The 13,513-nt window shown below is 70.5% G+C and carries 15 protein-coding genes and 1 other RNA gene; 7 read left to right on the top strand and 9 right to left on the bottom strand.

The window, feature by feature from the left end; all coding sequences use genetic code 11:
- Window positions 1-119: 119 nt before the first annotated feature.
- Together HNR51_RS03715 and HNR51_RS03710 are read right to left on the bottom strand one after the other, a co-directional pair.
- The gene (locus HNR51_RS03715) at window positions 120-1,049 is read right to left on the bottom strand and encodes a glutaminase (protein ID WP_182553988.1); all 930 of its coding nucleotides are present in this window, start codon (window positions 1,047-1,049) and stop codon (window positions 120-122) included.
- A gap of 99 nt (window positions 1,050-1,148) precedes the next feature.
- The gene (locus HNR51_RS03710) at window positions 1,149-1,487 is read right to left on the bottom strand and encodes a P-II family nitrogen regulator (RefSeq protein WP_009866062.1); all 339 of its coding nucleotides are present in this window, start codon (window positions 1,485-1,487) and stop codon (window positions 1,149-1,151) included.
- On the opposite strand from HNR51_RS03710, the gene HNR51_RS03705 reads away from it, so the two are divergent.
- On the top strand, window positions 1,465-1,662 hold the full coding sequence (locus HNR51_RS03705; RefSeq protein ID WP_182553987.1) for a hypothetical protein: 198 nt from the start codon (window positions 1,465-1,467) through the stop codon (window positions 1,660-1,662). The two genes, HNR51_RS03710 and HNR51_RS03705, sit on opposite strands and share 23 nt — an antisense overlap.
- Window positions 1,663-1,671: 9 nt before the next feature.
- The gene (locus HNR51_RS03700) at window positions 1,672-3,195 is read left to right on the top strand and encodes an NAD(P)H-hydrate dehydratase (protein WP_182553986.1); all 1,524 of its coding nucleotides are present in this window, start codon (window positions 1,672-1,674) and stop codon (window positions 3,193-3,195) included.
- On the opposite strand, the gene HNR51_RS03695 is transcribed toward HNR51_RS03700, so the two are convergent.
- The 7 genes from HNR51_RS03695 to gap form a co-directional block, all read right to left on the bottom strand.
- Complete coding sequence (locus HNR51_RS03695) at window positions 3,196-4,599, bottom strand: amino acid permease (RefSeq protein WP_182553985.1); 1,404 nt, start codon at window positions 4,597-4,599, stop codon at window positions 3,196-3,198.
- A gap of 138 nt (window positions 4,600-4,737) precedes the next feature.
- Entirely contained in the window at window positions 4,738-5,886 is a 1,149-nt protein-coding gene (locus HNR51_RS03690) for a tetratricopeptide repeat protein (RefSeq protein ID WP_239681409.1), read from the bottom strand.
- On the bottom strand, window positions 5,883-6,551 hold the full coding sequence (locus HNR51_RS03685) for a thiamine phosphate synthase (protein WP_182553983.1): 669 nt from the start codon (window positions 6,549-6,551) through the stop codon (window positions 5,883-5,885). The genes HNR51_RS03690 and HNR51_RS03685 overlap by 4 nt, the downstream gene beginning before the upstream one ends.
- A 6-nt stretch (window positions 6,552-6,557) precedes the next feature.
- Window positions 6,558-7,625 (bottom strand): class II fructose-bisphosphate aldolase, encoded by a 1,068-nt coding sequence (gene fba / locus HNR51_RS03680; protein WP_012454220.1) that lies wholly within the window; start codon window positions 7,623-7,625, stop codon window positions 6,558-6,560.
- A gap of 155 nt (window positions 7,626-7,780) precedes the next feature.
- The gene (locus HNR51_RS03675) at window positions 7,781-8,983 is read right to left on the bottom strand and encodes a phosphoglycerate kinase (protein ID WP_182553982.1); all 1,203 of its coding nucleotides are present in this window, start codon (window positions 8,981-8,983) and stop codon (window positions 7,781-7,783) included.
- A 19-nt stretch (window positions 8,984-9,002) separates the two neighbouring features.
- Window positions 9,003-9,521, bottom strand: coding sequence for a hypothetical protein (locus HNR51_RS03670; protein WP_012454218.1), 519 nt, complete (start codon window positions 9,519-9,521; stop codon window positions 9,003-9,005).
- Window positions 9,522-9,631: 110 nt separating this feature from the next.
- On the bottom strand, window positions 9,632-10,639 hold the full coding sequence (gene gap / locus HNR51_RS03665; protein WP_012454217.1) for a type I glyceraldehyde-3-phosphate dehydrogenase: 1,008 nt from the start codon (window positions 10,637-10,639) through the stop codon (window positions 9,632-9,634).
- 459 nt (window positions 10,640-11,098) lie between these two features.
- Between gap and HNR51_RS03660 the strand changes: the two genes are divergently transcribed.
- The 5 genes from HNR51_RS03660 (at window position 11,099) to HNR51_RS03640 (ending at window position 13,500) form a co-directional block, all read left to right on the top strand.
- Window positions 11,099-11,419: a DUF4164 family protein gene (locus HNR51_RS03660; RefSeq protein WP_182553981.1), complete on the top strand. Its 321-nt coding sequence runs from the start codon at window positions 11,099-11,101 to the stop codon at window positions 11,417-11,419.
- A 23-nt stretch (window positions 11,420-11,442) separates the two neighbouring features.
- Window positions 11,443-11,814 carry a cell division protein ZapA gene (locus tag HNR51_RS03655; protein ID WP_152277058.1) on the top strand — a complete coding sequence of 124 codons (372 nt, stop codon included), beginning with the start codon at window positions 11,443-11,445 and terminating at the stop codon, window positions 11,812-11,814.
- Window positions 11,815-11,930: 116 nt separating this feature from the next.
- Window positions 11,931-12,087, top strand: a non-coding RNA gene (gene ssrS, locus HNR51_RS03650) — 6S RNA.
- Window positions 12,077-12,667 carry a 5-formyltetrahydrofolate cyclo-ligase gene (locus HNR51_RS03645; RefSeq protein WP_182553980.1) on the top strand — a complete coding sequence of 197 codons (591 nt, stop codon included), beginning with the start codon at window positions 12,077-12,079 and terminating at the stop codon, window positions 12,665-12,667. Before ssrS ends, HNR51_RS03645 begins: the two co-directional genes overlap by 11 nt.
- An 11-nt stretch (window positions 12,668-12,678) precedes the next feature.
- Window positions 12,679-13,500: a TIGR00282 family metallophosphoesterase gene (locus HNR51_RS03640; RefSeq protein ID WP_182553979.1), complete on the top strand. Its 822-nt coding sequence runs from the start codon at window positions 12,679-12,681 to the stop codon at window positions 13,498-13,500.
- Window positions 13,501-13,513 lie beyond the last annotated feature (13 nt).

Below are 13,513 nucleotides of genomic sequence, written 5' to 3'. Positions count from 1 at the left end.
CCCCCTCACCTTCGGCTGCCGCCTCGCTTCATGCCCCAGCAGGGGGACATGAAGCCCTCTCCCCGCAAGCGGGGAGAGGGGCGCACAATAGGGAGCGGTGGCTCGGAAGCAGCCGGTGCCTACACCCCGAAGATCGACCAACCGGTCCGTTTCACCAGCATCTCCAGGGCGATACGTCCGAGATGGGAATTGCCGGCGGCATCCAGCCCCGGCGACCAGACGCAGATCGAGGCACGCCCCGGCGCGACGGCCAGAATGCCGCCGCCGACGCCGCTCTTACCCGGCAAGCCGACGCGATAGGCGAAATCGCCCGAGCCGTCATAGTGGCCGCAGGTGAGCATGATGGCGTTGATGCGCCGCGCCCGCTCGGCTGAGATCACCGAGTGCCCCGCGAGCGGATGATGCCCCGAATAGGCCAGGAACAGCCCGGCGGTGGCGAGCTGACGGCAGGTCATCGCGATGGCGCAGTGATGGAAGTAGACGCCGAGCGTGTAATCGACCGGATTCTCGATCACGTCGAAGGAGCGCATGTAGTTGGCCAGCGCCGCATTGCGGAAGCCGGTGCGCTTCTCGGACGCCGCCACCCGGTCGTCGATGGCGATGCTGTCGTCCTGCGCCAGGAACTGCATGAAGCGCAGGATCTCGCCCAATGCCTCCCGCGGCTGGTGGCCCGACAGGATCACGTCGGTGACGGCGATGGCGCCCGCATTGATGAAGGGATTGCGCGGGATGCCGTTCTCCCGCTCCAACTGGACGATCGAGTTGAACGGGCTGCCCGAGGGCTCGCGCCCGACCCGGCGCCAGAGCCGGTCGCCCACCATGCCGAGCGCCAGGGTCAGGGTGAAGACCTTGGAGATGCTCTGGATCGAGAAGGGGATATCAGCGTCGCCCCCGGCCGCGACCCGGCCGTCGCCGTCGATGACGACGAGGCCGAAGGCCTGCGGATCGGCGCGGGCCAGTTCGGGGATGTAGCTCGCCACCGCGCCGCGGTCGGGCCGCGCCCGCATTTCCTCGGCGATGTCTTTGACGATGCGGTCGAGATCGGGCACGGCGTCGCTCGGCTACGGCGCTCTCACGGCAAGCGCGGACGCGGCCGGCCCTTCACGAAGCGGGCCAGGACCCGGCGTCCGCGGCAGGCAGGATCGGGATCAGATCGCGTCGGATCCGGTCTCGCCGGTACGGATGCGGATGGCTTCCTCGATCGTCGAGACGAAGATCTTGCCGTCGCCGATGCGGCCGGTCTGGGCCGACTTGCGGATCGCCTCCACGGCGCCCTCGACCAGGGCGTCCGACAGGACGATCTCGAGCTTCACCTTGGGCAGGAAGTCCACGACATACTCGGCGCCGCGGTAGAGTTCGGTATGGCCCTTCTGCCGGCCGAAACCCTTCGCCTCGATCACGGTGATGCCCTGAAGGCCGACCTCCTGCAGGGCTTCCTTCACCTCGTCGAGCTTGAACGGCTTGATGATCGCCTCGATCTTCTTCATCCGGAAAAGCCCGATCCGTCTGGTCCCTCAGTCAGCCAATTATGTACCATCGCCGCCGCGCGACCGCCACGGCGATTTGGAAGATCGGGCCGGGAAGCTGCGTACGAAGTATGCAAAGAAAGCGGAATATGTAGGCAAATCCGCTAAAAACGATGAATTTTCGGGCATAGGTTGAGCCAGTTGCATGCATGAGCCGGTGAAATCCCCGAAGGCCGCCGAACGGCTGCTCAGCGTTGAGGCGATCCGCCGGGTCGATGCGGCAGCGATCGCGGCCGGCACCCCCGGCCTGACGCTGATGCAGGCGGCGGGCGCCGCAGTGGCCGGTCGCGCCCGAGCCCTGGCGCCGGAGGGCGGACGGGTGCTCGTCCTGTGCGGCCCCGGCAACAATGGCGGCGACGGCTTCGTCGCCGCCCGCCTGCTGGCAGAGGCCGGCTACCGGGTCGATCTGCGCCTGCTCGGCGAGCGCGCCGCGCTGAAAGGCGATGCGGCGCTGGCCGCAGAGGCCTGGACCGGCCCGGTCGGCCCTGCGGAGGCGGAGATCGCGGCCACCGACCTCATCATCGACGCGCTGTTCGGCGCCGGCCTCTGCCGCGACCTCGAGGGCATGGCGCGCGCCCTGGTGCAGGCGGTGAACTGCTCCGGCGTGCCCGTGCTCGCGGTCGATGTGCCGAGCGGCATCGACGGCGACAGCGGCGCGGTGCGGGGCCTCGCGGTCGAGGCGACCGAGACGGTGACCTTTGTGACGCTCAAACCCGGCCATCTGCTCCAGCCCGGCCGCACGCATTGCGGCGTGCTGCACGTCGCCGACATCGGCACCGGCGAGGCCGCCTTCGCCGCCGGCGTCGCCGGGGAGGCGCGCGCGATGGTCCGCAACGCGCCCGGGCTCTGGGCGCTGCCGCAACTCACCGCGGGGAGCCACAAATACACCCGCGGCCACGCGTTGGTCCTGTCTGGCCCGGCCCACCGGACCGGCGCGGCCCGGCTCGCCGCGCGTGGGGCGCTGCGGATTGGGGCGGGCCTCGTCACCGTGGCCTCGCCCGCCGCGGCGCTGGCGGAGAACGCCGCCCATCTCACCGCGATCATGCTGCATCGTTGCGAGAACGCCGACGATCTCGACGACCTGCTCGCCGACGAACGGCTGAACGCGCTGCTCCTCGGCCCCGGCCTCGGCACCGGCCCGGCCACCTGCGACCTCGTCGCGGTGGCCGCGAGCGTCGGCCGGGCCCTGGTGCTCGATGCCGACGCGCTCACGAGCTTCCGCAGCGAGGTGCGCACGCTGGCCCGCCACATCCGCGACGGCGAGGCGCGGGCCGTGCTCACGCCGCATGAGGGCGAGTTCGCGCGGCTGTTCTCCGGCACGGAGGCCGTGGCCGAGGGGCTGAGCAAAGCCGAGCGCACGGCGCGCGCTGCGCAGATCGCCGGGGCGGTCGTGGTGCTCAAGGGGGCTGATACGGTGATCGCCGCCCCCGACGGGCGCGTGGCGATCAACGATCACGGCACGCCGCATCTCGGCACCGCCGGCTCCGGCGACGTGCTCGGGGGCCTTGTCGCCGGGTTGCTGGCGCAGGGTCTGGCGCCGTTCGAGGCAGCTTGCGCCGCGGTCTGGCTGCACGGCGATGCAGGGCTGCGGTTCGGCCCGGGGCTGATCTCGGAGGATCTTCCGGAGCTGATCCCGGCGGTGCTGCGCGACCTCGCCGGACGTGCCTGACTATCCGGCCGCGACCACCGCGTGCTTCCGCCCGTAGAGGGCGTAGAGCACCAGCCCGAACACGTTCCAGACCACGAACCAGAGTTGGGTCGTCGCGGGCAGGCTGAGGAACAGGTAGCCGCAGCCCAGGATCGTGATCGCCCCGATCAGCCAGGGGGCCGGGGCGCGGAAGGCGCGCGGCGCATCGGGCGCGCGCACGCGCATCACCAGCATGCAGGCCGCGACCGCGATGAACGCCGCGAGCGTGCCGGCATTGGCGAGCGCCGCGAGTTCTCCCAGCGGGACGAGCCCGGCGAGCACGGTCACCACAGCCGCGGTGAAGAGCGTGATCCGCACCGGCGTGCCGGCGGAGGACAGCTTCGCCAGGCTCTGCGGCAGCATCCCGTCGCGGGCCATGGTGAAGAAGATGCGGCTCTGCCCGTAGAAGAAGGCGAGGATGACGGTCGGCAGCGCGATGACCGCCGAGGCGGCGAGGTACTGCGCCACCAGCGGCCGGCCGAGTTCGCGCAGGATCAGCGCCAGCGGCTCGGGGCTGTCGGCGAACCGGGTGTAGGACACGGCCCCCACCGCCGCGACGGCGACGGCGACGTAGATCAGGACGCAGGCCGCCATCGACCCGACGATGCCGATGATCAGGTCGCGGCCGGGATTGCGCGTTTCCTCCGCGGCGGTGGCGATGGCATCGAAACCGTAGAAGGCGAAGAAGATGATCGCCGCCGCCGCCATGATGCCGCGCTCGACGCCATCGGCGCCCACGCTCTTGGCGAAACCGTAGGGGTTGAACGGTTCGAGATGAGCGGCGTCGAAGGCCGGCAGGGCGAAGGCCACGAAGACGGCGAGCGCGGCGATCTTCACCAGCACCAGGGCGGCGTTGACCGTGGCGCTCTCCCGCGTGCCGCGCAGGAGCAGCACCGCCACCACGACGATGATCGCGACCGCCGGCAGGTTGACGATGCCGCCGGCATCCGGCCCCTGCATCAGGACTTTCGGAACCCCGAGATAGCTCTGCAGCAACGGCGCCGCGTAGCCGGACCAGCCGACGGCGACCGCACTGACGACGAGGGAGTATTCGAGGATCAGGCTCCAGCCGATGATCCAGGCCAGCCCTTCGCCGAGCACCACGTAGCTGTAGGTGTAGGCGCTGCCCGAAACCGGGATCATCGTCGCCATCTCGGCATAGGCCAGCGCCGCGCAGGCGCAGATCACCCCGGCGATGGCGAAGGACAGGATCACCGCCGGCCCGGCCTTGGCCGCCCCGACGCCGATCAGCGTCAGGATGCCGGTGCCGACGATGGCGCCGACCCCGAGCGCCACGAGGTGCGGCCAGCCGAGCGTGCGGGCCAGCCGCCGCTCTCCGCCGGATTCCGGTTGCAGGGGCTTGCGGCGGAAAAGGCTGGACGTCATTCGCTCTCCTGTCACGCGGTTGTACGGGAGCACCGACAAGCGTGACAGTCACATCCTCGCGCAGCCATCCCGGAGGCGCCAGCCCTTTGAAAGGCTTCGCCGTTTCAAACGCAGCGGGCGCGCGACAACGGTCTTGGGCTATTGCGACAGGTTCGCCCGATCCGCCGCCAGCGCCTCCGCGCGCCGGCGCTCGTCAGGGTTGAGTCCGGCGGTCGCCTGATCGAGCCCGGCATCGGCCCGGCCCTGCGAGGCCGCGGCGAGGTTCCAGGCCGCCGCCTCGACGAGGTTCTTCGACACACCACGGCCGGCGACGTAGAGCTTGGCGATCCGGTTCTGGGCGATGGCGTTGCCGCGCTGGGCCGCGTGCAGGAAGTAGCGGGCGGCGCGGGCCTCGTCCTTGGGCACGCCGTCGCCGTTGAACAGCCGGATCGCGAACTCGACCTCGGCCCCGAGATCGCCGTTGTCGGCGGCGCGGCGGAACCATTGCGCCGCCTGGGTCGTGTCCCTGGGAACCCCCTTGCCCTGGAGGTAGAGCACGCCGAGGGCGTATTGCGCGGCCGGAACCTCGGCCTCGGCCGCCGTCCGGAAATTGGCGACGGCGGCGGCGAGATCCTCCGGCTTGCTGCCGGCGAGCTGGATCAGCGCGAGATTGTAGCTCGCACTGGGCTGCCCCTTGCGCGCCGCTTGTTCGAGCCAGGCGCGGCCCGCCTTCTCGTCCTTGGGCTGCCCGCGCCCGTCCATCGCCATCAGGCCGAGGGAGGCCATGGCGTTGGCGTCGTTCTGCGCGGCGGCGAGCCGGTACCACTCGTGGGCGCGCTTGGGATCCTGCTTGACCCCGAGGCCCTGGTTGTAGAGTTCGCCGAGCAGCGTCATCGCCGCGGCGTCCTTCGGGTTCGCCTCGATGCGCTTGGTCGCCTCGCGGAAGGCGGTGACGTAGCGGCCGCGCTGATAGGCGCCGTAGGCGGCATCCGCGTCGGGGTTGGCGGTCGCCGGTCTCGCCCCCTCGGCGTTCGCCGAGTAGGGCGAGGGCAGCTCGCGCTTCAGATCGAGCGGGTTCGGTTTCGCCGTCGCCGGCGCAGGGGGCTCCTTCGCCGTCGGCTGTTTCGGCGCGGCGCGCAGCCCCCCGACATCAAACGCGAGGATGGCGCAGGCGCTCAGCACCGCAAGGGAGAGATCACGGACTCGGCCAACGCCCCTTCCTTTGAAGGCACACGCCTTCCCCTCCCCCCTTTGCGGGGCGAGGGTTTCGAGGGCCGTCGTCAGATGCCGATTACCGAAAAACGTCATCGCGCCTTGTCGAGCTGCGCCTGCGCGGTCCGCACGCCTTCGGGATCATCGCGCCACAGGACGCTTTCGAGCCCGACGAACTCGGCGCCCGTCCCCGCGAGCGCCGCCACGTCCTCGGCAGCCGTCGCGACCGCGATACAGGGCGTCTCGAAGATCTCGGCCCACCACGTGGCGCGCTCGCGCACCTCCTCGGCGTCGGGGGCGACCCCGTCGGGGAAGAGCCCGCCGAACATCAGGTAATCGACGCCGGTCTCGCCCGCGACCATCGCCGCATCCCGCGAGCCGAGCACGCCGCCCGTCCCGAGGATGCGCCCGTCGCGCAGGCGCCGGCGCAGATCGCGCAGGGTTTCCTCGTCGGCACGGTCGAGATGCACGCCGTCGGCTCCGCCGCGGGCGGCAACGGAGACGACGTCGCCGGTGAAGCCCGGCACGGAGACGAGCACCGCCGCGCCGCGTTCCTGCGCCGACGGTGCCAAACGCTTGACGAGGGTGACGAGGCTGCGCTCGTCGGCGACCGCCAACCGCAGGATCACCGCCGCCACGTCGCCCGCGGCGCAGGCCGCATCGAGCGCCGCAGCGGTCGCCTCGGCCTCGGAGGGCCCGAGGCCGTAGGGTGTGAGGAGGGCGAGGCGGGGCCGCGGCGCCGCCGCGTCAGAAGCGGGCATCGGGGATCAGGCGTCGATCTTCGGGTCGAGGGAGCCGCTGGCGTAGCGCTTGGCCATGTCGGCCACCGAAATAGGGCGGATCTTCGAGCCGTTCCCAGCGGTGCCGAACTCCTCGAAGCGCTGCTTGCAGAGCTTGGTCATCGCCTCCATGGCGGGCTTGAGATACTTGCGCGGGTCGAACTCGGCCGGGCTCTCGGAGAGCACCTTCCGGATCTGGCCGGTCATCGCCATGCGGTTGTCGGTGTCGATGTTGATCTTGCGCACGCCGTGCTTGATGCCGCGCTGGATCTCCTCGACCGGCACACCCCAGGTCGGCTTCATCTGGCCGCCGTACTGGTTGATGATGTCCTGCAGGTCCTGCGGCACCGAGGAGGAGCCGTGCATGACGAGGTGGGTCGTCGGCAGGCGGCGGTGGATCTCCTCGATCACGCCCATCGCCAGCACGTCGCCGTCGGGCTGCCTCGTGAACTTGTAGGCGCCGTGGCTGGTGCCCATGGCGACGGCCAGCGCATCGACCTTGGTCGCGGCCACGAACTTCACCGCCTCGTCCGGGTCGGTCAGGAGCTGATCGTGGGAGAGGACGCCCTCGGCGCCGTGGCCGTCCTCGGCCTCGCCCTGGCCGCTCTCCAGCGAGCCCAGCACGCCGAGTTCGCCCTCGACCGAGACGCCGGCCCAATGGGCCATCTTGGTGACGTTCCGAGTGATCTCGACATTGTAGTTGTAATCGGCCGGGGTCTTGCCGTCGGCTTTCAGCGAGCCGTCCATCATCACCGAGGTGAAGCCGTACTGGATCGCCGTGGCGCAGGTGGCTTCGTTGTTGCCGTGGTCGAGATGCATGCAGACGGGGATGTGCGGGTAGATCTCGACGAGGCCGTCGATGAGCTTGGCCAGCACCACGTCGTTGGCGTAGGCGCGGGCGCCGCGGCTCGCCTGGAGGATCACCGGCGAGTCGGTGGCATCGGCCGCCGCCATGATGGCCAGCCCCTGCTCCATGTTGTTCAGGTTGAACGCGGGCACGCCGTAGCCGTACTCGGCGGCGTGGTCGAGAAGCTGCCGAAGGGTGATGCGTGCCATGGTGCGATCCTCGTACGATGCGGCCTCAGCCGGGCCTGTCCCGTGCTGACGCCCATATAGGTCCTGCCGCGGCGCGAGCCGGGGCCGCGGCGTGAAAAACTAGCGATGACGTCACGCCCGGCTCCCTGCGGGAGGGGCGTGCTCGAATGCGCGCCTCAGGCCTTCGCCCGCAACGCCTCGACGCCCGGCAATTCCTTGCCCTCCAGCCATTCGAGGAAGGCGCCGCCGGCCGTGGAGACGTAGGAAAAATCCTCGCCGACGCCGGCATGGTTGAGGGCCGCCACCGTGTCGCCGCCCCCGGCCACGCTGACGAGCTGGCCGGCCCTGGTCCGCCGGGCGGCGTGCTGAGCCACCGCCACCGTGCCGGTATCGAACGGGGTCAGCTCGAAGGCGCCCAGCGGGCCGTTCCAGACGAGGGTGCGCGCCTCGTCGATGGCGCCGTCGATCGTGGCGATCGAGGACGCGCCGACATCGAGGATCATCGCGTCGGAGGGCACGGCGTCCACCGTCACCGTCTCGTTCTCGGCATTGGCCTTGAACTCGCGAGCGACGAGCGCGTCCGCCGGGAGGATGATGGTGCAGTTCTTCTCCTTGGCAGCCGTCAGGATGCGCTGCGCGGTCTCGGCGAGATCCTTCTCGCACAGCGACTTGCCGACATCCTTGCCCTGCGCGTGCAGGAAGGTGTTGGCCATGCCGCCGCCGATCACCAGCATGTCGACCTTGGCGACGAGGTTTTCGAGGAGGTCGATCTTGGTCGAGACCTTGGCGCCGCCGACGATGGCGATCACCGGCCGGGCCGGCGCTTCGAGGCCCTTGGTCAGGGCATCGAGTTCGGCCTGCATCAGCCGGCCGGCATAGGCCGGCAGCAGGCGGGCGAGCCCCTCGGTCGAGGCGTGCGCCCGGTGGGCGGCGGAGAAGGCCTCGTTGACGTAGAGGTCGCCGTTGGCCGCGAGCGCCTGCGCGAACTCGGGAGCATTCTTCTCCTCGCCCGCGTGGTAACGGGTGTTTTCGAGAAGCAGCACGTCGCCGTCCTTGAGCGCCGCGACCGCCTTGGCGGCGGCCTCGCCGACACAATCCTCGCCGAAGGCCACCGGCCGCCCGAGCTTCTCGGACAGCGTCGGCAGGATCGGCTTCAGCGAATCCTTCGGCTCCGGCTTGCCCTTGGGGCGGCCGAAATGCGCCAGCAGGATCACGCGCCCGCCCGCCTCCGCGATCTCGCGGATCGTCGGCACCACGCGCTCGATCCGGGTCGCGTCGGTGACGCGGCCGCCCTCCATCGGCACGTTGAGATCGACGCGCAGCAGCACGCGCTTGCCCTGGAGCGGGCCGGCATCGTCGAGGGTGCGGAAATCCGTCATGGCGGCGTCGGGTCGCTTCTTAAGGGTTGGAGGCGGGGGGATTGGACGTCGGATTGGCGGAGTTCGTCTGGCCCTGACCACTGAGGCTGTGCGGCAGCATCCGATCGAGGTTCAGCCGCTGCACGGCGACCATCAGGGCGACGGTCAGCACGGCGGTGATGATGGCGGTCAGCACCAGGGCACCGGTGCCCGGCAGGCGTCCGACCCGGTCGGAAAGGGTGCGGACCTCGCTGCGCAGGGACGAGAGGTCGGCCTGGCGGGCGGCGTCGTTCATGCGGGCCGACGAGGACTCGACCTTCTCCTCGACGCGCGAGAGCAGCGCTTCGGAGCGGGCGTACTTGTCCTCGATCCGCGCCGTCTTGTCCTCGATGCGGGCGAGCTGGTCGGCGTGGTTGATCGCGCCGGAGGCGGGCAGTTCGGCCCGGCCGACGGAAGGCTGCGCGGGCACGGCGGCCGGCGCCGCGGAGGCGGGAGCCGGGCTCGAGGACGGGGGAATGAAGTCGGTCCCGGAAGACCGGGTCGGCGAAGTCTCACTCATCGCATACGCACCTTGGCTTCGGGCGAGGCAGGCTCGCCTCAGGGCACTCGAAGGCATCGGGGGCGGCCGGCGCTCAGACCGGCCGCCCCGTCCGAGGTGAAGCTAGAGCGTCAGATCAGCTTGGCCATGGCCACGGCGGTGTCGGCCATGCGGTTCGAGAAGCCCCACTCGTTGTCGTACCAGGACAGGATGCGGACAAACGTGCCGTCCATGACCTTGGTCTGGTCGAGGTGGAAGGTGGACGAGTGCGGGTCGTGGTTGAAGTCGATCGACACGTTCGGCCGGTCGGTCACGCCGAGCACGCCTTTGAGCGGGCCGGCAGCCGCCGCCTTGATCGCGTCGTTGATCTCCTGGACCGAGGTCTGGCGCTTGGCGGTGAAGACGAGATCGACCGCCGAGACGTTCGGGGTCGGCACGCGGATCGCGGTGCCGTCGAGCTTGCCCTTCAGCTCCGGCAGGACGAGGCCGACGGCCTTGGCCGCACCGGTCGAGGTCGGGATCATCGAGAGCGCCGCGGCGCGGGCCCGGTAGAGATCCTTGTGCATCTGATCCAGCGAGGGCTGGTCGTTGGTGTAGGAGTGGATCGTGGTCATGAAGCCGCGCTCGATCCCCACCGTCTCGTCGAGCACCTTGGCGACCGGCGCGAGGCAATTCGTGGTGCAGGAGGCGTTGGAAACGACGAGGTGCTCGCCCGTGAGCTTCTCGTGGTTCACGCCGTAGACCACCGTGAGGTCGGCGCCGTCGGCGGGCGCCGAGACGAGGACGCGCTTGGCGCCCGCATCGAGATGGGCCTTGGCCTTGTCCTTCGAGGTGAAGATGCCGGTGCATTCGAGCGCGATATCGACGCCCAGATCGCGGTGGGGCAGCTCGGCCGGATTGCGCACGGCGGTGACGCGGATGCGCTTTCCGTTGATGACGATGTCGTCGCCCTCGACCGCGACCTCGGCCGGGAAGCGGCCGTGCACGGAATCGTAGCGGAGCAGGTGGGCGTTGGTCTCGACCGGGCCGAGATCGTTGATCGCGACGACCTCGATATCGGTGCGGCCGGCCTCGACGATGGCGCGCAGCACGTTGCGGCCGATGCGCCCGAACCCGTTGATGGCAACCTTGACGGTCACGGCGTGACTCCTTCGTGATGGGGCGCACCCGCGCGCCGATGGAAAACGGATCGGGCCGGCCGGCGGCTCGCGCGCGCGGCGCCCGGTGACATCGGGACCGCTCCAAGCGGGGCGGCACTGAACGGGGGATGAACCGTGACGCGGCCCGCACCCGTCCGATCGGCGGACGGTCTGAGCGGGGAGCCGGGGAGGGTCACGGGTCTGGAATCCGTAGGGCGGCCCCGCGCCGGGGGATCGGGGCCGGGCGCGGGCTCTCTAACATGGCGACCGGGGCTGTCAAAGATCGTGGGCAGGCCTGTGAATTGGCTGGAATTTCGAATGCTCTTGGCTGAAACCTGTTCGGAGCGAGGGTTCGGAGTACCGCGAAAGTCCTTCCGCCGTCCGCCCTTTGCTTCCTGGCCGCGACGGCGCGGGGCGCGTTCCGTGGCGACTCTCCGAGGTGGCAGACGACAGGTGGATATGGCGCGAGCAGATTCGAAGGCGGGGCAGACGAGGGCGCAGGAGGCCGGCAACCTGGAAGAGGCGCTGCACCGGCTCGACACGGCGCTGGCGCTGCTCGAGACGGCGGTGGCGCGCAAGCTCGAGGCCGAGCGCAGCCGCGGCGACCGCGAGACGGAATTCGCCCTGCTCGAGGAAGACCGTGTGCGGCTCGCCGCCGAACTCGATGCGGCCGGCGCGCGGCTCGCCCGGATGACGAGCACCACCGGCGAGGTGAACCGCCGCCTCGATCGCGCCATCGAGACCGTGGAAGACGTCCTGTCCGGCCCCGCCGGGCGCTGAGTTCGAGTCAGGTTCAAACGCGGATGCCGCACGTCAACGTCACCATCGCGGGCAAGAGCTACCGGATGGCCTGCGGCCCCGGCGAGGAGGACCATCTCGCGGCCCTGGCCAAGAGCTTCGACGACCGCGTCACCGAGATGCGCGGCACCTTCGGCGAGATCGGCGACATGCGCCTGCACGTCATGGCCTCGCTGACGCTCGCCGACGAGCTGCACGAGGCCCGCCGCCGTATCGCCGAGCTGGAGCGGAACGCGGCCCACGGCGCCGCCGAACAGGCGCGGCTCGCCGGCGGCGTCGGCATCGCCGCCGAGCGCATCGACCGCCTCGCCCGCGCCCTGTCGGGGCAGCCTGTCGGGTCTTCCGGCGGCAAGGGCGAGGCCGAGCGCGGCGGCTGATCGAGGCCGGCGCGAAGCAGGGGGCCGCCGGGGAATCAGCGCGCCGGCTTCGAATTTCTGGGGCGCGACGCGTTCGCCCCCTGGCGCCCGAGCCCCGGCGCGTCTATCTCTGGCGGGCGGGGCTGCAGAGTTCGTCAGGAGAACTTTCCCCGGGGCCTTATCGACTCCCTAGGGAGCTGTCACTGGCCTCGTCCGTGGACTTGGCCAACACGGCGCCCACCTACTCTGTAGGTTTCCCGGGATCGACACTCCAACGGCTCAAGTGGCTCCGCACTCTTCCCCCGAACGCTCGCTCAAGGCGAGTCTCCGCGCCGAGGCGCTCAAGCGTCGCGACGCGCTCTCGCCCGAGGCCCGCGCCGCCGGCTCACTGCGCGCCGCCGAGATCATCGCCGGGCTTCCCGAGTTGGCGGAAGCGCCGCTGGTCGGCGCCTTCTGGCCGATCCGCTCCGAGATCGACCCGCGCCCGCTGATCGAGCGCTTTTTCGCCCGCGGCCAGCGTGTCGCATTACCGAAGGTCACCAAGCAGGGCCTCGTCTTCCGCGAATGGCGCGCGGGCGAGGCGCTGGTGACCGGCGGCTTCGGCCTCAGCGAGCCGCACGACGACCTGCCCCCGCTCGACCCCAGCGCCCTGATCGTGCCGCTCGCCGCCTTCGACCGCGCGGGCCAGCGCATCGGCTACGGCGCCGGCTACTACGATCAGGCGATCGAGCGGCTCTCGAAGAACGGCCCCGTGCTGACGGTCGGCATCGCCTTCTCCGTGCAGGAGATCGAGCGCGTCCCGGCGGAGCCGCACGACCGCCCCCTCGACCATCTCGTGACCGAGACCGGACCCGTGCCGCTCCGGCAAAGCTAGATCTTCTCACGATGCGTATCCTCTTCCTCGGCGACATCGTCGGGCGCCCCGGCCGCCACGCCGTCACCGAGCGGCTCCCCGGCCTGCGTGAGCGCTGGCGCCTCGACTGCGTGGTGATCAACGGCGAGAACGCGGCCGGCGGCTTCGGCATCACCGAGTCGATCTGCGACGAGATCCTTCAGGCCGGCGCCGACGCGGTGACGCTCGGCAACCACTCCTTCGACCAGCGCGAGGCGCTCGTCTTCATTGCTCGCCAGCCGCGGCTGATCCGGCCGGCGAACTACCCGCCCGGCACGCCGGGCCGGGGTGCGACGGTGATCGAGACGGCCCGCGGCGCCCGCGTGCTCGTGGTCAACGTGATGGGCCGCATCTATCTCGACCCCCTCGACGATCCCTTCACCGCCGCCGACCGGGAACTCGACGCCTGCCCGCTCGGCGCGGCGGCCGATGCCGTCATCGTCGACATGCATGCCGAGGCCACCAGCGAGAAGCAGGCCATGGCGCATTTCCTCGACGGCCGCGCCAGCCTCGTCGTCGGCACCCATACCCATGCGCCGACCGGCGACCACCGCATCCTGCCCCACGGCACCGCCTACCTCTCGGATGCCGGGATGTGCGGCGACTACGATTCGATCCTCGGGATGCAGAAGGACGAACCGGTGCGCCGCTTCCTGCAGAAGACGCCGGGCTCGCGGCTCGAGGCGGCCACCGGCGAGGGCACCCTGTGCGGCATCGCGGTCGAGACCGACGACGCGACGGGACTGGCCCGGCGCGTCTGGGCGGTCCGGCTCGGGCCGCATCTGGAAGAGACTTGGCCGCGCGAATGGGATTGAGGCCGCCTCGGCG

It is taken from the genome of Methylorubrum thiocyanatum, from assembly GCA_014138645.1.
Lineage (GTDB): Bacteria > Pseudomonadota > Alphaproteobacteria > Rhizobiales > Beijerinckiaceae > Methylobacterium > Methylobacterium thiocyanatum.
Note: the sequence above shows the minus strand (reverse complement) of the source record. Positions and strands in the feature narration are given on the sequence as shown.